Below are 21,979 nucleotides of genomic sequence, written 5' to 3' on the forward strand. Positions count from 1 at the left end.
TGAATGACCCTCGAACGCGAAGCCGCCGCCAACACCGCCAAGGTCCTGTCCGAAGCGTTGCCTTATATCCGACGCTACGTCGGCAAGACCCTGGTGATCAAATACGGCGGCAACGCGATGGAAAGCGAGGAGCTCAAGACCGGCTTCGCCCGCGACATCGTGCTGATGAAGGCCGTGGGCATCAACCCGGTGGTGGTCCACGGTGGTGGCCCGCAGATCGGTGACCTGCTCAAGCGCCTGTCGATCGAGAGTCACTTCATCGACGGCATGCGCGTGACCGATGCACAGACCATGGATGTGGTGGAGATGGTCCTTGGCGGCCAGGTCAACAAGGACATCGTCAACCTGATCAACCGCCATGGCGGCAGCGCCATCGGTCTGACGGGCAAGGACGCCGAACTGATCCGGGCGAAGAAACTCACCGTCACCCGCCAGACCCCGGAGATGACCCAGCCGGAAATCATCGACATCGGTCACGTGGGCGAAGTAGTCGGCATCAACACCGACCTGCTGAACCTGCTGGTCAAGGGCGACTTCATCCCGGTCATCGCGCCCATCGGCGTGGGCGCCAACGGTGAGTCGTACAACATCAACGCCGATTTGGTGGCAGGCAAGGTTGCCGAGGCACTGAAAGCTGAAAAGCTGATGCTGCTGACCAACATCGCCGGCCTGATGGACAAGTCGGGCAAGGTCCTGACCGGACTGTCGACCCAGCAGGTCGATGACCTCATCGCCGACGGCACCATCTACGGCGGCATGCTGCCGAAGATTCGTTGCGCGCTGGAAGCGGTACAGGGCGGCGTCGGCAGCTCGCTGATCATCGACGGCCGGGTGCCCAATGCGATCCTGCTGGAGATCTTCACCGATACCGGCGTGGGTACGTTGATCAGCAATCGCAAGCGTCCTTAAGCGATACCTGCAAAAAAAGACCCCGCTCAACCTGGTTGAGCGGGGTCTTTTTTTGCTTTGCTCCCTGTGGGAGCGAGCTTGCTCGCGATGGCAATCCATCATTCAGCATCAACGCCCGCTGACACACCGCTATCGCGAGCAAGCTCGCTCCCACAGGGGGATTGCGCAGGTCTCTTAGACGCCGAACTGCGCCCGATAAGCCTCAACTGCTGGCAAATGCTGCTTGAGCTGCGGATCATCGGCCAAAAATTCCAGCACCTGGTTCAGCGACACAATGCTGATCACCGGAATGCCGAAATCGCGCTCCACTTCCTGGATCGCCGACAGCTCGCCGTTGCCGCGCTCCTGGCGGTTCAGGGCGATCAGCACACCAGCGGCCTTGGCGCCTTCCTGGGAACCGATGATCTGCATCACTTCGCGAATGGCGGTGCCTGCGGTGATCACGTCGTCGATGATCAATACCTCGCCGGTCAGCGGCGCGCCGACCAGGCTGCCGCCTTCGCCGTGGGCCTTGGCTTCCTTGCGGTTGAAGCACCAGGGCAGGTCGCGGTCGTGGTGTTCGGCCAAGGCCACAGCGGTGGTGGCAGCCAGCGGGATGCCTTTGTAGGCCGGGCCAAACAATACGTCGAACGGGATGCCGCTCTCGACGATGGCTGCGGCATAGAACCGGCCCAACTGTGCCAGGGCGGTTCCGCTGTTGAACAGGCCCGCATTGAAGAAGTACGGGCTGGTGCGCCCGGACTTGAGGGTGAATTCACCGAAGCGCAAAACGCCGCGATCGATGGCAAAGCGAATGAAATCGCGCTGATACGCCTGCATGAAAAAAAGCCTCAAATACCGCGGATTTAGCTAAATAGGTACACGGCGTGTATCATACACGCACGTGATTTTTGGGGCCATTTATGCGGATCATCAGTGTGAACGTCAATGGTATTCAGGCTGCAGTCGAGCGTGGTTTGCTCAGTTGGCTGCAAGCACAGAATGCCGACGTCATCTGCCTGCAGGACACCCGCGCCTCCGCCTTTGAACTGGACGATGCAGCCTTCCAACTGGATGGTTACTTCCTTTATGCCTGCGATGCCGAAGTCCCCGCCCAGGGTGGCGTGGCTTTGTACTCGCGGCTGCAACCGAAGGCTGTCATCAACGGTCTCGGTTTCGAGACGGCGGACCGCTACGGGCGCTACCTGCAAGCCGATTTCGACAAGGTCAGCATCGCGACCTTGCTGCTCCCTTCGGGGCAGAACGGCGATGAAGATTTGAATCAGAAATTCAAGTTGATGGACGACTTCGCCCGTTACCTTGATAAACAGCGGCGCAAACGTCGCGAGTACATTTATTGTGGCTCGCTGTACGTGGCGCAACAGAAGCTGGATATCAAGAACTGGCGCGACAGCCAGCAATCTCCTGGTTTCCTGGCGCCGGAACGGGCCTGGATGGACGAGATCATTGGCAACATGGGTTATGTCGACGCCCTGCGTGAAGTCAGCCGCGAAGGCGACCAATACAGCTGGTGGCCAGACAACGAGCAGGCCGAGATGCTCAACCTCGGCTGGCGTTTCGACTACCAGCTGCTGACGCCCGGGTTGCGCCGCTTCGTACGCAGCGCCCGCCTGCCGCGCCAGCCACGGTTCTCGCAGCATGCGCCGCTGATCGTGGATTACGATTGGACGCTGACCATCTAAGCGTATCGGCCATAGCCCTCCGGTAGACCGAACAAAAAATGCCCGTATCGCAAGATACGGGCATTTTTCATGGAGCACGCTACCGCCCAGAACATCAAGTCACGGCGAAAAACGGCAGGGCCAGGTACAACTTGATGACGATGACGTTGATGATATCGATGAAGAACGCCCCCACCATCGGCACCACCAGAAACGCTATTTGCGAAGGTCCGTAGCGCTGCGTCACAGCTTGCATGTTGGCGATGGCCGTCGGCGTGGCGCCCAGCCCAAAACCGCAATGTCCCGCCGCCAATACCGCGGCATCGTAGTGACTGCCCATGATCCTGAACGTCACGAAAATCGCAAACAGTGCCATGACCAATGTCTGCGCCGCCAGGATGATGAAGATCGGCAAGGCCAATGAGGCCAGGTCCCACAATTTGAGTGACATCAAGGCGATCGCCAGGAACAACGACAAGCTGACGTTGCCAAGCACGGATACTTCTCGCTCGAATACTTGATACAAGCCAAGTGCCGAAAGCCCGTTGCGCAGGACCACTCCCACGAACAAGACGCAAACGAACGTCGGCAATTCGAACGCAGTGCCGTGGAGCTGCCCATTCAAGAGCGTGCCGGCCAACAGGCTGACCGCGATCAGAGCGAGCGTTTCGATAAACGAAAACGCCGTTATCGAGCGCTCTTTGTTTGGCTGCTCGAAGCCCTTGGGCATCCGGGTTTTTTCTGGCTCAAGGCCGCCGGGTGATTGGACACGCTTGATGAGCAACCGCGCAACCGGCCCACCGATCAAGCCACCCAACACCAAGCCAAACGTCGCAGAAGCCATTGCTAGCTCGGAGGCGGAAGCCAGACCGTATTTTTCACTGAACACCGCCCCCCAAGCCGCACCTGTACCGTGACCGCCCGCCAAGCTGATCGAGCCTGTCAGCAACCCCATCAACGGATCGAGCCCCAGCGCTTTTGCGAGCCCGACACCCATGGCATTCTGAACCATCAGCAGACCGACCACCGCAAGCAGGAAAATTCCCACCACGCGCCCACCCCTTTTCAGGCTGGCGAAATCCGCACTCAGGCCGATCGTGGCAAAAAACGCCAGCATCAACGGCGTTTGCAATGAAGTATCAAATCGAACTTCAACTTCAAGCCCACGCAGAGCCAAAAGAACCAGGGCGACTACCAACCCGCCCGCAACAGGTTCAGGGATATTGTAGGCACGCAGAAAACCGACACGCTTAACAAGTCCGCGCCCCAACAAAAGCACTAACGAAGCGGCGACAAGGGTTCCATAGAAATCGAGCTGAAGCATGAATGTTTATTCTTTGGATATATATTCAGGGGCGAACTTTTTACCTGGACACGCCTCTTGAACAGGTTGATTGACTCAACACTGGCTGGCTTTTAATTCAACGACCGTCAATGGTCTGAATATATCGAAATATTTCTGAAGGAATATAACTTGGGACAACTTTATCAACCGAATAGCCCGACTGCCAAGGAGATAAGTCGTGCTGAAATCTTGCAGTTGTGACTAAAAATGTAAAAGACGTAATGCAGCGTAGGATAATTCCGTACGTCGCCGGACCCCATACAAGGGAGAAAAATTTATGTATCCAAGCACACTCAACACCGGACAATGAGTGGCGTCATTATCAGAAACACAAACCAAGAAGCCGACATTACTATCGGCTTCTTGAGGACAACGATTCAAGCTGGGTCAGCCTTCGAACCATCGAGCTCTTCAACACGCTCGATCATTCAGGATCCGAGTAACGGCCTGATTTCATTGATCGCATAGTCAGCGCATTGCTCATCGATTCTTCCGTTGGGTGCACCACCTACGCCGATAGCGCCGATGACATCGTTACCCACCTTAATAGGTACGCCCCCAGTCAACGCCAGGGTTCCGGGAATATTGGACAGGTTCGGGACATTCACCGAGCGCTCCATGAGCGTGCCTGTTGGGGTCTTGAAGGATACGGCGGTATAAGCCTTGCGCTCACTGCCAGCATAGGAAGTCGGGCCGGCGCCATTGGAGCGCAGGCTCGCCAGTACTATTCCCGAGCGATCCACCACCGTGGCGGCGACCGATTGGTTGTTTTGGGCACAGACGGCAACGGCGGTCTGCGCCAGCTGCATGGCGTGCACGTAGGAAAGGTTTTTTTGTGAAATAACGGCTTGCGTGCTCACGGCCTGGGTCGACAGAGGCTCAAGGGGCGGTACTTGCGCGTGAACAGACAAGGCGGCAAAGGTACTCGCTACAGCCAGGGTAAATGTTAGAAGTTTCATGACAAATCCTATTGTGGTTAGAACATCACGAGGTGCATCCAGTCACCCCGATGGAAAAACCATACTGGATCAAAAATAACGGCCAAGCCCACCCACTTATGGGACAGGATGTAACCACGCGCACGCCAGCCGCGACGACATGACCTTCATGCCGACACCGTACTGCGCCGCTTTACTTATAGATCGTCGAACTTCAGAGGGGCCCAGGGTCGCAATTCGCGAACATAGGCAGTAACAAAGCAATCGGCGGCACTCCACGAGGAAGCTGCCGCCGAATACTCACCCGGGCGTTATTTAACCAACCGCCAGGTAAACGGATACCGATACGGCTGCCCTTCATTGGCCTTCACACCACCAATGATCGTCAACACCAGCGCACCGATGGCCACGAGCCCGAACAGGAAGAAGCCGATTACCACGATCATCAGCAGCAGGCTAATCGCCGCGGCGATCGCCACAGTGATCTGGAAGTTCAGCGCTTCCTTGCCCTGGGCATCGATGAACGGGTCGGATTCACGCTTGATTTGCCAGATGACCAGCGGCCCGATCAGCGAACCGAACGGAATGAAAATTCCCACTAGTGCAGAAAGGTGACAAAACATCGCCCATTGCCGCACTTCTTTGCTCGGCTGGGGCAACAGGACTTGCTCATCACTCATGACATTCTCCTTGTCTGAAGCGCACAACGATCAGTCGGCCAAGGCGGCCTTTTGCAGTTCGAAGATCTCGTTCATGCCTTTCTTCGCCAACTCCAGCATAGCGTTCAATTCTTCCGGCTGGAACGGCGCGCCCTCGGCGGTGCCCTGGACTTCGATGAAACCACCGGCGCTGGTCATGACCACGTTCAGGTCGGTCTCGGCGGCGGAATCTTCCAGGTAATCCAGGTCCAGCACCGGCTCGCCCTGGTACATGCCCACGGACACGGCGGCGATCATTTGCTTGAGCGGGTCACCGCCCTTGAGGCCGCCGCGCTTCTTGATCACTTTCAAGGCATCGACCAGCGCAACCATGGCCCCGGTAATGGAAGCCGTACGCGTGCCGCCGTCGGCCTGGATCACGTCGCAATCGACATACAGCGTCACGTCGCCCAGCTTGGACATGTCCAGCGCAGCGCGCAGCGAACGACCGATCAGACGCTGGATTTCCAGGGTACGGCCGCCCTGCTTGCCACGACTGGCCTCACGCTGGTTCCGCTCGCCGGTGGCGCGCGGCAGCATGCCGTATTCGGCGGTCAACCAGCCCTGGCCTTGACCCTTGAGAAACCGTGGTACGCCGTTTTCGACGCTGACGGTGCAGATGACCTTGGTATCACCGAATTCGACCAGTACAGATCCCTCGGCGTGTTTGGTGTAGTTGCGGGTAATGCGGATCGAGCGAAGCTGATCGGCAGCGCGACCACTTGGACGTTTCATAGGGAACACCTGTACAGAGGACGGAAAACTGCCGGACATTATAGAGCCGTGGGCCGCCAGAGGGCAGTTTAAAAAAGCTGACGCGACCGGTGAACGCGCCCAAAGCCCCGGCCGACGGGCTGCAGCGGTTTGTTGCCGGAGCTGTTTGGGCGCTTGGGTCCCACTGCGCTACAATCCCGCGCCTTTGCTGTCCTTCAGCATTTATCCACAGATCCCAGGCCCCGCGACCATTGATTGTGGCCGGCCTGCATTGCGAGGAACCCCCATGGTGCACAGCATGACCGCCTTCGCCCGCGTCGAGAAAGCCGGGGCCCAAGGCACGCTGAGCTGGGAGCTGCGCTCGGTCAACAGCCGTTACCTGGAGCCGCACCTGCGCCTGCCCGAGTCCTTCCGCGACCTGGAAGGCAACGTGCGCGAAGCGCTGCGCCAGGGCCTGTCCCGAGGCAAGCTGGAATGCACCCTGCGCTTCACCGAAGAAAGCACCGGCAAACCCCTGCAAGTAGACCGCGAGCGCGCCGCGCAGTTGGTCGCTGCCGCCGAAACCGTCGCCAGCCTGATCAAAAACCCCGCGGCCCTGAATCCGCTGGAAGTCCTGGCCTGGCCCGGCGTGCTGGTGGGTGACGCGAGCGACCCCCAGGCGCTGAACGCCGAAGCGCTGGCATTGTTCAACCAAGGCCTGAAGGAGCTCAAGGCCGGTCGCGAGCGTGAAGGCGCGGAGCTGGCCCGGCTGATCAACGAGCGCCTGACCTCCATCGAAGAAGACGTCAGCACCCTGCGCGAGCTGGTCCCGCAGATGCTCGCCACCCAGCGCCAGAAGGTCCTCGATCGTTTCGCCGACATGAAGGCCGAGCTGGACCCGCAACGCCTGGAACAGGAAATGGTCATGCTCGCGCAAAAGAGCGACGTGGCCGAAGAACTGGATCGCCTGAGCACCCACATCATCGAAGTCCGCCGGGTGCTCAAGTCCGGCGGCGCGGCCGGTCGCCGCCTCGACTTCCTGATGCAAGAGCTCAACCGCGAAGCCAATACACTGGGCTCCAAAGCCTTCGACCCGCGCAGCACCCAGGCAGCGGTCAACCTCAAAGTGTTGATCGAGCAAATGCGCGAACAAGTGCAGAACATTGAGTAAGGCTAACCCGACATGACCCACAGCACCGGCACTCTCTATATCATTTCCGCGCCCTCGGGCGCCGGCAAGACCAGCCTGGTCAAGGCGCTGATCGACGCCGAGCCGCAGATCCGCGTCTCGGTCTCGCACACTACCCGTGCCATGCGCCCGGGCGAAGTCAACGGCGTGAACTATCACTTCGTCGACCGCGAAGAGTTCGTGAAGATGGCCGAGCACGGCGACTTCCTGGAGCGCGCCGAAGTCTTCGGCAACCTCTATGGCACGTCGCAAAGCTATCTGCAGCAGACCCTCGACGAAGGCCACGACCTAATCCTGGAAATCGACTGGCAAGGCGCCGAGCAGGTGCGCAAGCTGATGCCCCAGGCCCGCTCGATCTTCATCCTTCCCCCGAGCCAGCAGGCCTTGCGCCAGCGCCTGACCAACCGCGGCCAGGACAGCGACGAGATCATCGAAGGCCGGATGCGTGAAGCGGTCAGCGAAATGAGCCACTACGTCGACTACGATTACCTGATCATCAACGACGATTTCGCCCACGCGCTGGACGACCTGAAGGCGATTTTTCGCGCCAGCCAGCTGCAACAGAAACGCCAGCAGCAACGTTTCGGTAAATTATTGGCCGAACTACTGGGCTGAACAGCCCTTCCCAAAACCGCTGCGACGGCTTTACATTGGTACTCGCAGCGCGCCGAGGGGTTTGGTTAAAAAATCAGCGCTTCCCTAAACGCTGGTGTTTTTTTAAACTGTCGAGTCCGCTCGCCCAACCGGGCAGCGCGCATATTGCATTCGCTCCGAGGAATACCATGGCCCGCGTAACCGTTGAAGACTGCCTAGAACACGTGGAAAACCGCTTTGAGCTGGTCATGCTCTCTACCAAGCGTGCCCGTCAACTGGCCACCGGCGGCAAAGAGCCATTGGTCCAGTGGGAAAACGACAAGCCTACCGTGGTAGCGCTGCGTGAAATCGCCGAAGGCCTGATGAGCTACGAGTTCATCGCCAACGCTGAGATCGTCGAAGACGAACCGCTGTTCGCAGCGTTCGAGGACGAGTCCAACGAGGCGGTCTAAGCCTATGCCTGGTCGACGTAGCACGGCGCGGGGTCACAGCAAACGGCAGGAGTCACCATCATGCCGAGCATAGACGCCCTCGCCGATCGCTTATCGGCCTACCTCGGCACGGACCAGGTCAACCTGGTCCGCCGAGCCTATTTCTACGCCGAACAAGCCCACGACGGCCAACGCCGACGCAGCGGCGAGGCGTACGTCACGCACCCGCTTGCCGTGGCGAACATTCTTGCCGACATGCACATGGACCATCAGAGCCTGATGGCGGCGATGCTGCATGACGTGATCGAAGACACCGGCATTGCCAAGGAAGCGCTGCAAGCGCAGTTTGGCGAAACCGTGGCCGAACTGGTCGACGGGGTCAGCAAGCTGACCCAGATGAACTTCGAGACCAAGGCTGAGGCCCAGGCCGAAAACTTCCAGAAAATGGCCATGGCCATGGCGCGCGACATCCGCGTGATCCTGGTCAAGCTCGCCGACCGCCTGCACAACATGCGCACCCTGGAAGTGCTGTCCGGCGAGAAACGCCGGCGCATCGCCAAGGAAACTCTGGAAATCTACGCCCCCATCGCCAATCGCCTGGGCATGCATGCGATCCGCATCGAGTTCGAAGACCTGGGTTTCAAGGCGATGCACCCGATGCGTTCGGCGCGGATCAACCAGGCCGTCAAGCGCGCCCGGGGCAACCGCAAGGAAATCGTCAACAAGATCGAAGAGTCCCTGAGCCACTGCCTGGCCATCGACGGCATCGAAGGCGAAGTCAGCGGGCGGCAGAAACACCTCTACGGCATCTACAAGAAAATGCGCGGCAAGCGCCGGGCCTTCAACGAGATCATGGACGTCTATGCGTTCCGGATCATCGTCGACAAGGTCGACACCTGCTACCGCGTGCTGGGGGCTGTGCATAATTTGTACAAACCGTTGCCGGGGCGCTTCAAGGACTACATCGCGATCCCCAAGGCCAACGGCTACCAGTCGCTGCACACCACGCTCTTCGGCATGCACGGCGTGCCGATCGAAATTCAGATCCGCACCCGTGAAATGGAAGAGATGGCCAACAACGGCATCGCCGCCCACTGGCTCTACAAATCCAGCGGTGACGAACAGCCCAAGAGCACCCACGCCCGTGCTCGACAGTGGGTCAAGGGCGTGCTGGAAATGCAGCAGCGCGCCGGCAACTCCCTGGAATTCATCGAGAGCGTGAAGATCGACCTGTTCCCGGACGAGGTCTACGTCTTCACGCCCAAGGGCCGGATCATGGAGTTGCCCAAGGGCTCCACGGCCGTGGACTTTGCCTATGCGGTGCACACCGACGTCGGCAACAGCTGCATTGCCTGTCGCATCAACCGCCGCCTGGCACCGTTGTCCGAACCGCTGCAAAGTGGCTCCACGGTGGAGATCGTGAGCGCCCCCGGCGCGCGCCCCAACCCGGCGTGGCTCAATTTCGTGGTCACCGGCAAGGCCCGCACGCACATCCGCCACGCGCTGAAGCTGCAACGTCGCTCCGAATCCATCAGCCTCGGCGAACGCCTGCTGAACAAGGTCCTGAACGGCTTCGACAGCTCCCTGGACAAGATTCCGGGTGAGCGGGTGCAGGTGATGCTCCACGAATACCGTCTCGAATTGATCGAAGACCTGCTCGAAGACATCGGCCTGGGCAATCGCATGGCCTATGTCGTCGCCCGTCGCCTGCTCGGCGAAGGCGAACAGCTGCCAAGCCCCGAAGGCCCGCTGGCGATTCGCGGCACCGAAGGCCTGGTGCTCAGCTATGCCAAGTGTTGCACGCCGATCCCGGGCGATCCGATTGTCGGCCACCTGTCCGCCGGCAAGGGAATGGTGGTGCACCTGGACAACTGCCGCAACATCAGCGAAATCCGCCACAACCCGGAAAAATGCATCCAGCTCTCCTGGGCCAAGGATGTCACCGGCGAATTCAATGTCGAGCTGCGGGTCGAGCTGGAACACCAGCGCGGCTTGATCGCCCTGCTGGCCAGCAGCGTCAACGCCGCCGACGGCAATATCGAAAAAATCAGCATGGACGAGCGCGATGGTCGCATCAGCGTCGTCCAATTGGTGGTCAGCGTGCACGACCGTGTGCACCTGGCCCGCGTAATCAAGAAGCTGCGCGCCCTGACCGGCGTTATCCGCATCACCCGGATGCGCGCATAACGCCTCAATAGCCTATTCCTTACAAGGAGTCATCGATGACCAAGACCGTAATCACCAGCGACAAGGCCCCAGCCGCCATCGGCACCTATTCCCAGGCGATCAAGGCCGGCAACACGGTGTACATGTCGGGCCAGATCCCACTGGACCCGAAAACCATGGAACTGGTGGAAGGCTTCGAAGCCCAGACCGTGCAGGTGTTCGAAAACCTCAAGGCCGTGGCCGACGCTGCCGGTGGTTCGTTCAAGGACATCGTCAAGCTGAATATCTTCCTCACCGACCTGAGCCACTTTGCCAAGGTCAACGAGATCATGGGCAAATACTTCGACCAGCCCTACCCTGCCCGCGCCGCCATCGGCGTAGCGGCCCTGCCGAAGGGCTCGCAGGTCGAGATGGATGCCATCCTGGTCCTCGAGTAATAAGGTCGGCGCAGCTTCCCCCGCTGCGCCGTTTTCGTCTTGAAAGGATTCCACCATGCGCAAAGCGCTTGCTCTCTCGCTGGCAGCCCTGCTTCTGGGCGGCTGCGCCAGCGACCCTGCCGACCGTGACATCAGCGGCACCTGGATCAACCAGGCGGCCATCGACGCTGCCGCCAAGGGCGGCCCGCTGCGCGAAGCGCTGCAAGGCTATGGCCCGAACCTGGAATGGGACGTCAACACCCGGGCCGGCCAGGCGCGCTACACCAACGGTTTTGAAAACGTCGAAGGCAAGTTGCTGGGCGAAGAAGACGGCGCCTGGAAAGTCGACTTCTACGGCAGCTCCGCCAGCGAACTCAAGCGCGACGGCGACCAGTTGAGCCAGGCCGCCACCGAGAACGAACCGCAGCAGGTTTTCGACCGCGCGCAAGTGCAGGTACCGGAAGGCGCACCCATCGGTGCCAGTTTCGAGCGCGCGCTGTATGCCGCTTACCTCGGTGGCACTTGGAACATCACCAGCGGCCCCGGCCAGGGCGCCACCGTGCAATTCCAGCCCGACGGCCAGGTCAGCGGCCTGCCGGGGGCCGATCGCTACGCCTTGTGCCTGGCCGGCGATTGCGCCTCCATGAGCGGCGGCAACGACAACATCTGGCTGCAGCAGAACGGCCAGGGCAACACTTGGATCTTTGCCCGCGACGGCAAGAAGCTGGAGATTTTCCAGACCGTTAATGCGGCATTGGCGGATGAAATGCCGTCGTTCACGCCGGGTGATCGGCGCTGGGTACTTGAAAAGCAGTAACGCGATTCAGGTGACAACAAAACTCCCTGTGGGAGCGAGCTTGCTCGCGATAGCGGTGTAACAGTCAACTTTGATATTGACTGTCAGGGCCTCATCGCGAGCAAGCTTGCTCCCACAGTTTGTTTTTGGGCTGCCAGGAGAATCAGCAGCGCCCTTCCAGAATCGCCGCATACCCCTCGCGAAAACTCGGATAACGCGGCGTCCAGCCCAAGGCCTTCGCCCGGGCATTGCTGCAGCGCTTGCTGCCGGCGCGCCGCACGCTGGCATCTTCGGCCCACTCGGTAACACCCATGAATTCCCGCAGCCAGCCCACGACTTCGGCCAACGGCGCAGGGGCGTCGTCGACGCCGATGTAGCAGTCGTCCAGCGCCTTGCCTTGGCGATCAGCCTCCAGCAGAAACGCCAGCAAGCCGGCCGCGTCGTCGGCGTGGATACGATTGGCGTACAGCGGCGGGTCGATCACCACGCGATAACCTTGGCGCACCTGGCTCAGCAACCACTCCCGACCTGGACCATAAATGCCGGTCAGGCGCACGCGACTGGCCGGAATGCCGCTGTCCAGGGCGACTTGCTCGGCTTCAAGCATCAGTCGACCGGAATATCCGCCGGCCACGGTGGGTGAAGTTTCATCCACCCATTCGCCCTGCTGCTGCCCATACACACTGCTGCTGGACACAAACAACAGGCGCTTGGGCCGTTGGCCATGCTGCTTCAGCCAGCCCAGCACATGCTGCAACCCTTCGACGTAAGCGGTGCGATAGCCCGCCTCGTCATGGTCGGTGGCCGCGGCGCTATACACCAGGTAATCCAGCGACCCGGTGGGCCAGTCGGCGGGGCATTGCTCGCTGAACAAATCCCCTGCCACCCCGATGACGCCCGCCGGCAGGTTCGAAACCGTGCGCCGCAGGCCATGGACCTGCCAACGTTCGGCCACTAACTGGCTGGCCAGGCGGCCGCCGATATCACCGCAGCCGGCGATCAAAACAGAAGGCGCGGACATCAAGAACTCCTCTGGCAAAGCCGCAGACTAGCCTCCGTGGGGGATGAGCGGCTAGCCATGTGAGAAAAAAAGTTACTGTATTACTTTTGTTAACAAGAATTACTTGCAATAATGCTCGCCACTTTTGTTCTCGGCCCACGAGGCCTGGAAGAACATCAATCTTCTTTTTTTCTCAGGTCCGGCCAGCATGAAACGCTCTCTATCCCCCGCTTCGCCAACCAATCGACCTCGTGCCTGGAGCACGATAGCCGCCTTGTTGTTCAGCCTGTTGCTGGCACCTGCCGCGGCCTTCGCCGATGCACAGGCGCCAGCGACGACTCCGGCCGCCGCACCTGCTGCTGCCCAGGCGCCTGCCGATCCAGCCGCTCCCGTTGCGACGCCGGTCGCCACCGACCCGGCCCAAGCCGTCGAGGCCGATGCACCTGAAGTGCTCGAAGCCGACAATACCCTGGGCATGGCCCACGACCTGTCGCCATGGGGCATGTACCAGAACGCCGACATCATCGTGAAGATCGTGATGATCGGCCTGGCCATCGCCTCGATCATCACCTGGACCATCTGGATCGCCAAAGGCTTCGAGCTGCTGGGTGCCAAGCGTCGCTTGCGCGGTGAAATCGCCGCCCTGAAAAAAGCCGCCACCCTCAAGGAAGCCAGCGCCACCGCCGCGAAGGAAGGCACCCTCGCCAACCTGCTGGTGCATGACGCCCTCGAAGAGATGCGCCTGTCGGCCAACAGCCGCGAGAAGGAAGGCATCAAGGAGCGCGTGAGCTTCCGCCTCGAGCGCCTGGTCGCTGCCTGCGGTCGCAACATGAGCAGCGGCACCGGTGTGCTCGCCACCATTGGTTCCACCGCGCCGTTCGTCGGCCTGTTCGGCACCGTGTGGGGCATCATGAACAGCTTCATCGGCATCGCCAAGACCCAGACCACCAACCTCGCCGTCGTCGCTCCGGGTATTGCCGAAGCCCTGCTGGCAACGGCACTGGGCCTGGTCGCGGCAATCCCGGCGGTGGTGATCTACAACGTCTTCGCCCGCTCCATTGCCGGCTACAAGGCCCAGGTTTCCGACGCTTCGGCTGAAGTCCTGCTGCTGGTCAGCCGTGACCTCGACCACTTGCCGCCCGAGCGTGGCTCGCAACCGCACATGGTGAAAGTGGGGTAATCGGCCATGGGCCTGCATTTGAAAGAAGGCGCAGACGACGATCTGGCCGAGAACCACGAAATCAACGTCACGCCGTTCATCGACGTGATGCTGGTGCTGTTGATCATCTTCATGGTGGCAGCCCCGCTGGCCACCGTGGACATCAAGGTCGACCTGCCGGCGTCGACGGCCAAGCCTTCGCCGCGGCCGGAGAAACCGGTGTTCCTCAGCGTCAAGGCCGATCAGCGCCTGTTCCTCGGTGAGGAAGAGGTCAAGGCCGACACCCTCGGCGCGACCCTCGACGCCAAGACCCAGGGCAAGAAGGACACGACGATCTTCTTCCAGGCCGATAAAGGCGTGGACTACGGCGACCTGATGAGTGTGATGGACGCGCTGCGAAGCGCCGGCTACTTGAAAGTCGGCCTGGTCGGACTCGAGACGGCGCCTAAAAAATGATCACGACGCGCCAAAAGCTGACGCGTTACAGCGGTAGCCTGGCAGTGGTGCTGGGCGTGCATGCGCTCGCCATCGCCCTGGCGCTGAACTGGACCACGCGAGCGCCCATCGAGTTGCCGCCCCAGGCGATGATGGTCGAGCTGGCGCCGGTCCCAGCCCCGCCGCCACCGGCACCGCCAAAAGTCGTCACACCGCCGCAACCGCCCGAGCCGGTGGAAGAGCTGCCGCTGCCTAAACTCGCCGAAGCACCGAAGCCTGAAATCGCCGTGCCCAAGCCGGTCAAGCCCAAGCCCAAGCCTCAACCGCCCAAGCCCAAACCGGTGGAGAAAAAACCCGAGCCGCCGAAGGAACAGCCGTCGGAGCAGAAACCCAGCGACACGCCGCCCACCCAGTCAGTCGCCGAGAAGTCCGCGCAACCGGCGCCTGGCCCGTCGCCCGCGCAATCGGCTGCCAAGGCCAATTGGCAGGGCACGCTGCTGGCGCACCTGGGCAAGTACAAGAAGTACCCGCCCAGGGCCCAGCAGATGAACAAGGAAGGCACCAACCGCCTGCGTTTCGTGGTGGATGCCGACGGCAACGTGTTGTCATTCGAACTGGTGGGCAGTTCCGGCACCGAGTTGCTGGACCGGGCCACCCTGGAAATGATCCGCCGCGCCCAACCGCTGCCCAAGCCACCGGCGGAGTTGCTGACCAACGGCACCATCGAACTGACGGCACCGTTCGTGTACTCCATCGACAAGCGCCGGCGTTGACTCAATCTGGCAACCCGATGGCAGGTTGAATCCTGTGGCGAGGGAGCTTGCTCCCGCTGGGCCGCGAAGCGGCCCCAAAACCAGCGAATGTGCTGCATCAGGCAGACCGCGTTCGCCGCACCAGAGGCCTGCTGCGCAGGCCAGCGGGAGCAAGCTCCCTCGCCACAATGAGCACAACCGACATAAAGGCATCGAAAGATGCCTTTTTCATATCCAGCAACGCCCCACAGACATTCGCCAGTGTCCCACCGCACCCCCAGTCTGATAACGTGCGTCTATCGATTGCAGCCGGTATGCTTGGCTCGCAACTTCACGGACGCTCGCCATGACCCTCACAGAATTACGCTACATCGTGACCCTCGCCCAAGAGCAGCATTTCGGCCATGCGGCCGAGCGTTGCCACGTCAGCCAGCCGACGCTGTCGGTGGGTGTGAAAAAACTTGAAGACGAACTCGGTGTGCTGATTTTCGAGCGCAGCAAAAGCGCCGTGCGCCTGACCCCGGTGGGCGAAGGCATCGTCGCCCAGGCACAGAAGGTCCTTGAACAGGCCCAAGGCATTCGCGAACTGGCCCAGGCCGGCAAGAACCAACTGACCGCCCCGCTGAAAGTCGGCGCGATCTACACCGTCGGCCCGTACCTGTTCCCGCACCTGATTCCGCAACTGCACCGGGTCGCCCCGCAGATGCCGTTGTACATCGAAGAAAACTTCACCCACGTGCTGCGCGACAAGCTGCGCAACGGCGAGCTGGACGCGATCATCATCGCCCTGCCGTTCAACGAAGCCGACGTCCTGACCCTGCCGCTCTATGACGAACCGTTCTACGTCCTGATGCCGGCAGAGCACCCCTGGACCCAGAAAAAAACCATCGACGCCGCCCTGCTCAACGACAAGAGCCTGCTGCTGCTCGGCGAGGGCCACTGCTTCCGCGACCAGGTGCTCGAAGCCTGCCCGACCCTGACCAAGGGCAGCGAAGGCGCCAAGCACACCACGGTGGAATCCAGCTCCCTGGAAACCATTCGCCACATGGTCGCTTCCGGCCTGGGTATCTCGATCCTGCCGCTGTCGGCGGTGGACAGCCATCATTACTCCCCTGGCGTGATCGAAGTCCGCCCGCTGACGCCACCCGTGCCGTTCCGCACCGTTGCCATCGCCTGGCGCGCCAGCTTCCCGCGGCCCAAGGCCATCGAAATCCTCGCCGACTCGATCCGCCTGTGCTCCGTGGCCAAGCCGCCCGCTGCCAAGTAAGCCGCTGCCATGACTGAGCTGTCGAAAGTGCCGGTCACGACACTCAAGGGTGTCGGTGAAGCCATGGCCGAGAAACTGGCCAAGGTCGGCCTGGAAAACCTCCAGGACCTGCTGTTTCACCTGCCGTTGCGCTATCAGGACCGCACCCGCGTGGTGCCCATCGGCCATCTGCGCCCGGGGCAGGACGCGGTGATTGAAGGCACCGTCAGCGGCGCCGATGTGGTCATGGGCCGTCGTCGCAGCCTGGTGGTGCGCCTGCAGGATGGCACCGGTGGGCTCAGCCTGCGCTTTTATCACTTCAGCAATGCGCAAAAGGAAGGTCTCAAGCGCGGCACCCGCGTGCGTTGCTACGGCGAAGCACGGCCCGGGGCGTCCGGGCTGGAGATCTATCACCCGGAATACCGCAGCATTACCGGTGACGAGCCGCCGCCCGTGGATGAAACCCTGACCCCGGTCTATCCGCTCACCGAAGGCCTGACCCAACAACGTTTGCGCCAGCTCTGCCAGCAAACCCTGACGCTACTGGGCCCCAGCAGCCTGCCCGACTGGCTGCCCACGGAACTGGCGCGGGATTATCAGTTGGCGCCGCTGGCCGATGCGATCCGCTACCTGCACCATCCGCCCGCCGATGCCGACGTCGACGAACTCGCCCTCGGCCATCACTGGGCCCAGCATCGCCTCGCGTTCGAAGAACTGCTGACCCATCAACTGTCCCAGCAACGCCTGCGCGAAAGCCTGCGTTCCCTGCGCGCCCCGGCCATGCCCAAGGCCAAGGACCTGCCGGCCCGCTACCTGGCCAACCTCGGCTTCACCCCAACGGGCGCCCAGCAACGGGTGGGCAACGAAATCGCCTACGACCTGAGCCAGCCCGAGCCGATGCTGCGGCTGATCCAGGGCGATGTCGGCGCCGGCAAGACCGTGGTTGCCGCCCTCGCCGCGCTGCAGGCCTTGGAGGCCGGCTATCAAGTGGCGTTGATGGCGCCCACCGAGATCCTCGCCGAGCAACATTTCATCACCTTCCAGCGCTGGCTCGAACCACTGGGCATTGAAGTCGCCTGGCTGGCCGGCAAGCTCAAGGGCAAGAACCGCGCCGCCGCCCTGGCGCAGATCGCCGAGGGCGCGCCGATGGTGGTCGGCACCCATGCGCTGTTCCAGGATGAAGTGCAGTTCAAGAACCTGGCGCTGGTGATCATCGACGAACAGCACCGCTTCGGCGTGCAACAACGCCTGGCTTTGCGGCAGAAAGGCGTGGGCGGGCGCATGTGTCCTCATCAACTGATCATGACCGCCACGCCGATCCCACGGACCCTGGCGATGAGCGCCTACGCCGACCTCGACACCTCGATCCTCGACGAACTGCCGCCCGGCCGTACACCGGTCAACACCGTGCTGGTCACCGATACCCGACGAGTGGAAGTGATCGAGCGCGTGCGCAGCGCCTGTGCCGAAGGGCGGCAGGCCTATTGGGTGTGCACATTGATCGAAGAGTCGGAAGAGCTGACCTGCCAGGCGGCCGAAACCACCTTCGAGGACCTCACCGCCGCCCTCGGCGAGTTGAAGGTCGGGTTGATCCACGGCCGCATGAAACCCGTCGAAAAAGCCGCGGTCATGGCTGAATTCAAGGCCGGCGCCCTGCAACTGCTGGTCGCCACCACGGTGATCGAGGTCGGCGTCGACGTGCCAAACGCCAGCCTGATGATCATCGAAAACCCCGAGCGCCTGGGCCTGGCGCAGTTGCACCAGCTGCGCGGCCGGGTGGGCCGGGGCAGCGCCGCCAGCCATTGCGTCTTGCTCTATCACCCGCCACTGTCGCAGATCGGGCGCCAGCGGCTGGGGATCATGCGCGAAACCAACGACGGTTTCGTCATCGCCGAAAAAGACCTCGAATTGCGCGGCCCCGGTGAAATGCTCGGCACGCGCCAGACCGGTCTGCTTCAATTCAAGGTAGCCGACCTGATGCGCGACGCCGATCTGCTCCCTGCCGTGCGCGACGCCGCCCAGGCCCTGTTGGAACGCTGGCCCGACCACGTCAGCCCGCTGCTGGATCGCTGGCTGCGTCATGGGCAGCAATACGGCCAAGTGTGAGCACGCGCTCAGTTTTCAAGACCCGCGTGCCGGACAAGCTGGTTATACTGACCAACTTGTAGGAAAACGGATACAGACCATGACAGAAGCTGCCCTCGTCCCCGAAGCCCCGCACGCTCCGTCTGTTATTCGGCTGTTGCTCGAGAAATTGGGCATCGGCTATGACGAAGTACTCGAACGACCCGGCCTGAACCCAGCCCGCAAGGTGCAGGCGGTGTTGCTGCACGATGCCGTTGGCGCGCTCATGGTGCTGTTTCCGCAAAGCCAGCTGCTGGACCTCAATCGCCTGGCCGAACTCACCGGTCGCAAGCTCACGGCGGTGCCGACCGAACGCCTGGAGCGCATGCTCGGCAAACACAGCCTGAGCCTGCTGCCCGGCCTGCCGGCGCTGACCAGCTCACCGTGCCTGTACGAAGAAAGCCTGCTGCGCGAACCCAAATTGCTGATCAACTCCGGCGAGCCGGGGCTGCTGCTGGAAGTGACCAGCGAAGCGTTCAAGACCATGCTCACCAAGGCCAGCGCCGCGACATTTGGCGAAGCCGTGAGCAACATCACCCCCAACCTGGACCGCCCGCACGACGACCGCGCGGAAATCACCCAGGCTGTGCAAGCGTTTACCGCCCGGCGTATCCAGCAACGGCTGGAAGAAACCATCGAAATCCCGCCGCTGGCTGAAACCGCGCAAAAGATCATCAAGCTGCGAGTCGACCCCGACGCCACCATCGACGACATCACCGGCGTGGTGGAAACCGATCCGGCCCTGGCCGCGCAAGTGGTGAGCTGGGCCGCCTCGCCCTACTACGCCTCGCCCGGCAAGATTCGCTCGGTGGAGGACGCCATTGTCCGGGTGCTGGGCTTCGACCTGGTGATCAACCTCGCACTGGGCCTAGCCCTGGGCAAGACCCTGAGCCTGCCCAAGGACCACCCGCAACACACCACGCCGTACTGGCACCAGTCGATCTACACCGCCGCCGTCATCGAGGGTCTGACCCGCGCCATGCCGCGGGCCCAGCGCCCCGAAGGCGGCCTAACCTACCTGTCGGGCCTGCTGCATAACTTCGGTTATCTGCTGCTGGCCCATGTGTTCCCACCACACTTCTCGCTGATCTGCCGACACCTGGAGGTCAACCCGCACCTGTGCCACAGCTACGTGGAACAGCACCTGCTGGGCATCAGCCGCGAGCAAATCGGCGCCTGGCTGATGCGCTACTGGGACATGCCCGACGAACTGGCCACCGCCCTGCGCTTCCAGCACGACCCGCACTACGACGGCGAATACGCCGCCTACCCGAACCTGGTATGCCTGGCCGTGCGCTTGCTGCGCTCGCGCAGCATCGGCTCCGGCCCGGATGAAGACATCCCGGATGCGTTGCTCGAACGTGTGGGCCTGACCCGGGAAAAGGCCAACGATGTGGTCAGCAAGGTGCTTGAGGCCGAAGTGCTGCTGCGGGAGCTGGCTTCGCAGTTCGGTCACTGATGCCCGGCTGATTCATAGCTCATTGATGGCTAACTGCCTGGTGAGCTCATTGACTGCAGGCTGACAGCTGAGCCCATAGGTTGCTGGCTGACTAATGACTCATTGGCTGCTGACTGAAGAGCTTTTGTGGCGAGGGAGCTTGCTCCCGCTCGGCTGCGCAGCAGTCGCAAAACCCTGCCGACGCGATCTGCCTGGAAGACCGCGTCAATCCGTTTGGGGCCGCTTCGCGGCCCAGCGGGAGCAAGCTCCCTCGCCACAGGGGAGTCACTTGGCTTTAGGTTTCCTCGGCTTCAGGTACTTGGTCAGCCCTTGGAACCAAATCACCAGCGCCGGGTTGCCCTTGATCTGGATCGACTTGTCCTGAATCCCCGTCATGAATGCCAACTGCTTGTTCTTGGCCTGCATCGTCGCGAAGCCATAGGCGGCGTCCTTGAAGGCAATGGCGAAGGCCGGGGTCGGGTAAACCCCGGACTGGCTGGTGATGCGCTGGTTCTTCACGATGAAATGCCGGGCGACCTTGCCGTCCAGGGTTTGTAGCTGGAACACCAATTCCTTGTCGCCCAACTGCTGTTGGAATGCCGGGTTGGTCCGGCTGGCCTTGCCCATCAACAACCCCAGCATCCACAACAGAAAACGAAATTTCATGGGCACAGCCTCGTGAGAAAAGATCAATGGCTGGCAGTTTAGCGATTCTTCAGCGCAACGCCATCATCGGATCGCTTTAGCGGAAGATCAGCTGGTTTTCGCGAAAGATGACTGCTAAGTCACGAATTAAAAATCAAACGATCGCAGCCTTCGGAAGCTCCTACATCGATTTCCGTAGGAGCTGCCGAAGGCTGCGATCATTTGATCTTTTTGCCCTGCCAAACCCTCGGACATTTCCTTCAAGACGCAGGGCTGTTCATGAACTAGGCAGCGCTTTGGAGCGCCGCTAACCTCTGTTCGTCATCGCAAAAAACGGTGACACGGACGTGCAAGTCCGGTACATATCGGCGCGCAACTGCTACGCCAAACGGCTCACGCTCGTATTGGTGTGTTTATGGCGGCTGCGCGCGGGAGACTCTCGAGGTCTGCCGGGGTCCGATATGCCCGGTCTTGCACACCCGCGCACAGCTGCCACCCCTTTCGGTGCAACGAAAGGTGCCAGCCTTCATTCAATACATATCGGGAATACATTTATGTTCAAGGTCACTCCCAATCCGCCACAAAGCGGCCATAAATCCCGCGCCCAAGCGCAGGAAGAAAAAAAGCTCGAAGACGCCGCCACCCGCGCCCTCGACTACTACCTCAACCCCAAGCCCGCCTCACCGCCCGAACCCGACAAAAACCAACTCTTCATCGTGTCCCCCCACATCGACACCGAAACCCTGCTCGCCAACGCCTCCGAAGACCTGCTCTCCATCAGCACCATCGCCGCCGACCTGGCTGACGACGTGGATGACTCCCGCCGCTGCGTCGCCCTGGCGATCAGCCGCATGGCCGATGGGGTTCAATTGTTGGTTGAACGGGCATTGGATCATCTGGAAACCAAGGAGATGGCGGCGCCTGGGGCCAAGGGGTAGCGCCTTGTTTTGATGCAAGCTGAACAGACGCCTTCGCGAGCAGGCTCGCTCCCACAGGGGATTGGGTTGTTGCGAATATTTCAGCCAGCACAAAACAACTGTGGGAGCGAGCTTGCTCGCGATGGCGGTGGGTCAGCGACAGATTACGTGTCTGACCTGACGCTATCGCGAGCAAGCTCGCTCCCACAGTTGGATTGGGGCACGGTCGGAGAGCCAGGTCGGCTGTCAGGCCGCCTCGCTTTTGCTTTTGATCTGGAGGCCCCGTTAACCACGATGGCCGAACGCAGGCATTGTGGAGTGGGCATCCCGGCATGGATGCCGGGATAGCCGCGCTGGGCCATGGATGGCCCTTCGCGGCGGCCCACGGAGCAATGCCGGAGTGAGGGCATGCCGAGCCTAAGCGAGG

The 21,979-nt window shown here is 61.3% G+C and carries 22 protein-coding genes; 15 read left to right on the top strand and 7 right to left on the bottom strand.

Annotated features, from left to right (window positions below):
• Window positions 1-3 precede the first annotated feature (3 nt).
• A complete protein-coding gene (argB, locus tag J3P85_RS28745) occupies window positions 4-909 on the top strand; it encodes an acetylglutamate kinase (RefSeq protein ID WP_003206871.1) in 906 nt (301 codons plus the stop codon).
• A gap of 174 nt (window positions 910-1,083) precedes the next feature.
• Here argB and pyrE read toward each other — a convergent pair whose 3' ends face one another.
• A complete protein-coding gene (pyrE, locus tag J3P85_RS28750; RefSeq protein ID WP_434704295.1) occupies window positions 1,084-1,728 on the bottom strand; it encodes an orotate phosphoribosyltransferase in 645 nt (214 codons plus the stop codon).
• Window positions 1,729-1,811: 83 nt separating this feature from the next.
• On the opposite strand from pyrE, the gene J3P85_RS28755 reads away from it, so the two are divergent.
• Entirely contained in the window at window positions 1,812-2,591 is a 780-nt protein-coding gene (locus J3P85_RS28755; protein ID WP_013694557.1) for an exodeoxyribonuclease III, read from the top strand.
• A gap of 94 nt (window positions 2,592-2,685) precedes the next feature.
• On the opposite strand, the gene gltS is transcribed toward J3P85_RS28755, so the two are convergent.
• The 4 genes from gltS to rph form a co-directional block, all read right to left on the bottom strand.
• On the bottom strand, window positions 2,686-3,894 hold the full coding sequence (gene gltS, locus J3P85_RS28760) for a sodium/glutamate symporter (RefSeq protein ID WP_434704296.1): 1,209 nt from the start codon (window positions 3,892-3,894) through the stop codon (window positions 2,686-2,688).
• Between the two features lie 449 nt (window positions 3,895-4,343).
• On the bottom strand, window positions 4,344-4,874 hold the full coding sequence (locus tag J3P85_RS28765) for a GlcG/HbpS family heme-binding protein (protein WP_434704297.1): 531 nt from the start codon (window positions 4,872-4,874) through the stop codon (window positions 4,344-4,346).
• A 290-nt stretch (window positions 4,875-5,164) separates the two neighbouring features.
• On the bottom strand, window positions 5,165-5,533 hold the full coding sequence (locus J3P85_RS28770) for a DUF4870 domain-containing protein (RefSeq protein WP_186706896.1): 369 nt from the start codon (window positions 5,531-5,533) through the stop codon (window positions 5,165-5,167).
• 30 nt (window positions 5,534-5,563) lie between these two features.
• Window positions 5,564-6,286, bottom strand: coding sequence for a ribonuclease PH (rph, locus tag J3P85_RS28775; protein WP_003177262.1), 723 nt, complete (start codon window positions 6,284-6,286; stop codon window positions 5,564-5,566).
• A gap of 265 nt (window positions 6,287-6,551) precedes the next feature.
• Between rph and J3P85_RS28780 the strand changes: the two genes are divergently transcribed.
• The 6 genes from J3P85_RS28780 (at window position 6,552) to J3P85_RS28805 (ending at window position 11,857) form a co-directional block, all read left to right on the top strand.
• Window positions 6,552-7,415 (top strand): YicC/YloC family endoribonuclease, encoded by an 864-nt coding sequence (locus tag J3P85_RS28780; protein WP_434704298.1) that lies wholly within the window; start codon window positions 6,552-6,554, stop codon window positions 7,413-7,415.
• A gap of 12 nt (window positions 7,416-7,427) precedes the next feature.
• Window positions 7,428-8,048: a guanylate kinase gene (gmk, locus tag J3P85_RS28785; protein ID WP_053126561.1), complete on the top strand. Its 621-nt coding sequence runs from the start codon at window positions 7,428-7,430 to the stop codon at window positions 8,046-8,048.
• Between the two features lie 167 nt (window positions 8,049-8,215).
• Entirely contained in the window at window positions 8,216-8,479 is a 264-nt protein-coding gene (gene rpoZ, locus J3P85_RS28790) for a DNA-directed RNA polymerase subunit omega (RefSeq protein ID WP_003177259.1), read from the top strand.
• A 60-nt stretch (window positions 8,480-8,539) separates the two neighbouring features.
• Window positions 8,540-10,645, top strand: coding sequence for a bifunctional GTP diphosphokinase/guanosine-3',5'-bis pyrophosphate 3'-pyrophosphohydrolase (gene spoT / locus J3P85_RS28795; protein WP_053126562.1), 2,106 nt, complete (start codon window positions 8,540-8,542; stop codon window positions 10,643-10,645).
• 35 nt (window positions 10,646-10,680) lie between these two features.
• Window positions 10,681-11,061: a RidA family protein gene (locus tag J3P85_RS28800; protein ID WP_434704299.1), complete on the top strand. Its 381-nt coding sequence runs from the start codon at window positions 10,681-10,683 to the stop codon at window positions 11,059-11,061.
• A gap of 55 nt (window positions 11,062-11,116) precedes the next feature.
• On the top strand, window positions 11,117-11,857 hold the full coding sequence (locus J3P85_RS28805) for a hypothetical protein (protein ID WP_434704300.1): 741 nt from the start codon (window positions 11,117-11,119) through the stop codon (window positions 11,855-11,857).
• A 142-nt stretch (window positions 11,858-11,999) separates the two neighbouring features.
• Here J3P85_RS28805 and J3P85_RS28810 read toward each other — a convergent pair whose 3' ends face one another.
• Window positions 12,000-12,857, bottom strand: coding sequence for an SDR family oxidoreductase (locus J3P85_RS28810; RefSeq protein WP_434704301.1), 858 nt, complete (start codon window positions 12,855-12,857; stop codon window positions 12,000-12,002).
• Window positions 12,858-13,044: 187 nt separating this feature from the next.
• Between J3P85_RS28810 and exbB the strand changes: the two genes are divergently transcribed.
• The 6 genes from exbB (at window position 13,045) to J3P85_RS28840 (ending at window position 20,011) form a co-directional block, all read left to right on the top strand.
• Window positions 13,045-14,016 carry a tonB-system energizer ExbB gene (gene exbB / locus J3P85_RS28815; protein WP_434704302.1) on the top strand — a complete coding sequence of 324 codons (972 nt, stop codon included), beginning with the start codon at window positions 13,045-13,047 and terminating at the stop codon, window positions 14,014-14,016.
• A 6-nt stretch (window positions 14,017-14,022) separates the two neighbouring features.
• On the top strand, window positions 14,023-14,451 hold the full coding sequence (exbD, locus tag J3P85_RS28820; RefSeq protein ID WP_053126573.1) for a TonB system transport protein ExbD: 429 nt from the start codon (window positions 14,023-14,025) through the stop codon (window positions 14,449-14,451).
• Complete coding sequence (locus J3P85_RS28825; protein WP_186730335.1) at window positions 14,448-15,203, top strand: energy transducer TonB; 756 nt, start codon at window positions 14,448-14,450, stop codon at window positions 15,201-15,203. Before exbD ends, J3P85_RS28825 begins: the two co-directional genes overlap by 4 nt.
• 325 nt (window positions 15,204-15,528) lie before the next feature.
• Window positions 15,529-16,449 carry a hydrogen peroxide-inducible genes activator gene (locus J3P85_RS28830; RefSeq protein WP_186706903.1) on the top strand — a complete coding sequence of 307 codons (921 nt, stop codon included), beginning with the start codon at window positions 15,529-15,531 and terminating at the stop codon, window positions 16,447-16,449.
• 9 nt (window positions 16,450-16,458) lie between these two features.
• A complete protein-coding gene (gene recG / locus J3P85_RS28835) occupies window positions 16,459-18,534 on the top strand; it encodes an ATP-dependent DNA helicase RecG (protein ID WP_411385958.1) in 2,076 nt (691 codons plus the stop codon).
• Between the two features lie 79 nt (window positions 18,535-18,613).
• Window positions 18,614-20,011, top strand: coding sequence for an aminoacyl-tRNA deacylase and HDOD domain-containing protein (locus J3P85_RS28840; protein WP_186706905.1), 1,398 nt, complete (start codon window positions 18,614-18,616; stop codon window positions 20,009-20,011).
• Between the two features lie 264 nt (window positions 20,012-20,275).
• On the opposite strand, the gene J3P85_RS28845 is transcribed toward J3P85_RS28840, so the two are convergent.
• Window positions 20,276-20,656 carry a helicase gene (locus J3P85_RS28845; protein WP_434704303.1) on the bottom strand — a complete coding sequence of 127 codons (381 nt, stop codon included), beginning with the start codon at window positions 20,654-20,656 and terminating at the stop codon, window positions 20,276-20,278.
• Between the two features lie 533 nt (window positions 20,657-21,189).
• On the opposite strand from J3P85_RS28845, the gene J3P85_RS28850 reads away from it, so the two are divergent.
• Window positions 21,190-21,573 (top strand): DUF6124 family protein, encoded by a 384-nt coding sequence (locus J3P85_RS28850; RefSeq protein ID WP_434704304.1) that lies wholly within the window; start codon window positions 21,190-21,192, stop codon window positions 21,571-21,573.
• The last annotated feature ends 406 nt before the right edge of the window (window positions 21,574-21,979 follow it).

The sequence above is a fragment of the Pseudomonas sp. Z1-12 genome (assembly GCF_051132015.1).
Classification (GTDB): domain Bacteria; phylum Pseudomonadota; class Gammaproteobacteria; order Pseudomonadales; family Pseudomonadaceae; genus Aquipseudomonas; species Aquipseudomonas zanjanensis.

Coding starts and splice junctions, on each gene's coding strand:
- J3P85_RS28850 (WP_434704304.1), top strand. CDS start 21,190: ATGTTCAAGGTCACTCCCAATCCGCCACAAAGCGGCCATAAATCCCGC.
- rph (WP_003177262.1), bottom strand. CDS start 6,286: ATGAAACGTCCAAGTGGTCGCGCTGCCGATCAGCTTCGCTCGATCCGC.
- recG (WP_411385958.1), top strand. CDS start 16,459: ATGACTGAGCTGTCGAAAGTGCCGGTCACGACACTCAAGGGTGTCGGT.
- J3P85_RS28810 (WP_434704301.1), bottom strand. CDS start 12,857: ATGTCCGCGCCTTCTGTTTTGATCGCCGGCTGCGGTGATATCGGCGGC.
- exbD (WP_053126573.1), top strand. CDS start 14,023: ATGGGCCTGCATTTGAAAGAAGGCGCAGACGACGATCTGGCCGAGAAC.
- J3P85_RS28770 (WP_186706896.1), bottom strand. CDS start 5,533: ATGAGTGATGAGCAAGTCCTGTTGCCCCAGCCGAGCAAAGAAGTGCGG.
- gltS (WP_434704296.1), bottom strand. CDS start 3,894: ATGCTTCAGCTCGATTTCTATGGAACCCTTGTCGCCGCTTCGTTAGTG.
- argB (WP_003206871.1), top strand. CDS start 4: ATGACCCTCGAACGCGAAGCCGCCGCCAACACCGCCAAGGTCCTGTCC.
- J3P85_RS28800 (WP_434704299.1), top strand. CDS start 10,681: ATGACCAAGACCGTAATCACCAGCGACAAGGCCCCAGCCGCCATCGGC.
- J3P85_RS28755 (WP_013694557.1), top strand. CDS start 1,812: ATGCGGATCATCAGTGTGAACGTCAATGGTATTCAGGCTGCAGTCGAG.
- spoT (WP_053126562.1), top strand. CDS start 8,540: ATGCCGAGCATAGACGCCCTCGCCGATCGCTTATCGGCCTACCTCGGC.
- rpoZ (WP_003177259.1), top strand. CDS start 8,216: ATGGCCCGCGTAACCGTTGAAGACTGCCTAGAACACGTGGAAAACCGC.
- J3P85_RS28805 (WP_434704300.1), top strand. CDS start 11,117: ATGCGCAAAGCGCTTGCTCTCTCGCTGGCAGCCCTGCTTCTGGGCGGC.
- J3P85_RS28845 (WP_434704303.1), bottom strand. CDS start 20,656: ATGAAATTTCGTTTTCTGTTGTGGATGCTGGGGTTGTTGATGGGCAAG.
- J3P85_RS28765 (WP_434704297.1), bottom strand. CDS start 4,874: ATGAAACTTCTAACATTTACCCTGGCTGTAGCGAGTACCTTTGCCGCC.
- exbB (WP_434704302.1), top strand. CDS start 13,045: ATGAAACGCTCTCTATCCCCCGCTTCGCCAACCAATCGACCTCGTGCC.
- J3P85_RS28780 (WP_434704298.1), top strand. CDS start 6,552: ATGGTGCACAGCATGACCGCCTTCGCCCGCGTCGAGAAAGCCGGGGCC.
- gmk (WP_053126561.1), top strand. CDS start 7,428: ATGACCCACAGCACCGGCACTCTCTATATCATTTCCGCGCCCTCGGGC.
- pyrE (WP_434704295.1), bottom strand. CDS start 1,728: ATGCAGGCGTATCAGCGCGATTTCATTCGCTTTGCCATCGATCGCGGC.
- J3P85_RS28825 (WP_186730335.1), top strand. CDS start 14,448: ATGATCACGACGCGCCAAAAGCTGACGCGTTACAGCGGTAGCCTGGCA.
- J3P85_RS28840 (WP_186706905.1), top strand. CDS start 18,614: ATGACAGAAGCTGCCCTCGTCCCCGAAGCCCCGCACGCTCCGTCTGTT.
- J3P85_RS28830 (WP_186706903.1), top strand. CDS start 15,529: ATGACCCTCACAGAATTACGCTACATCGTGACCCTCGCCCAAGAGCAG.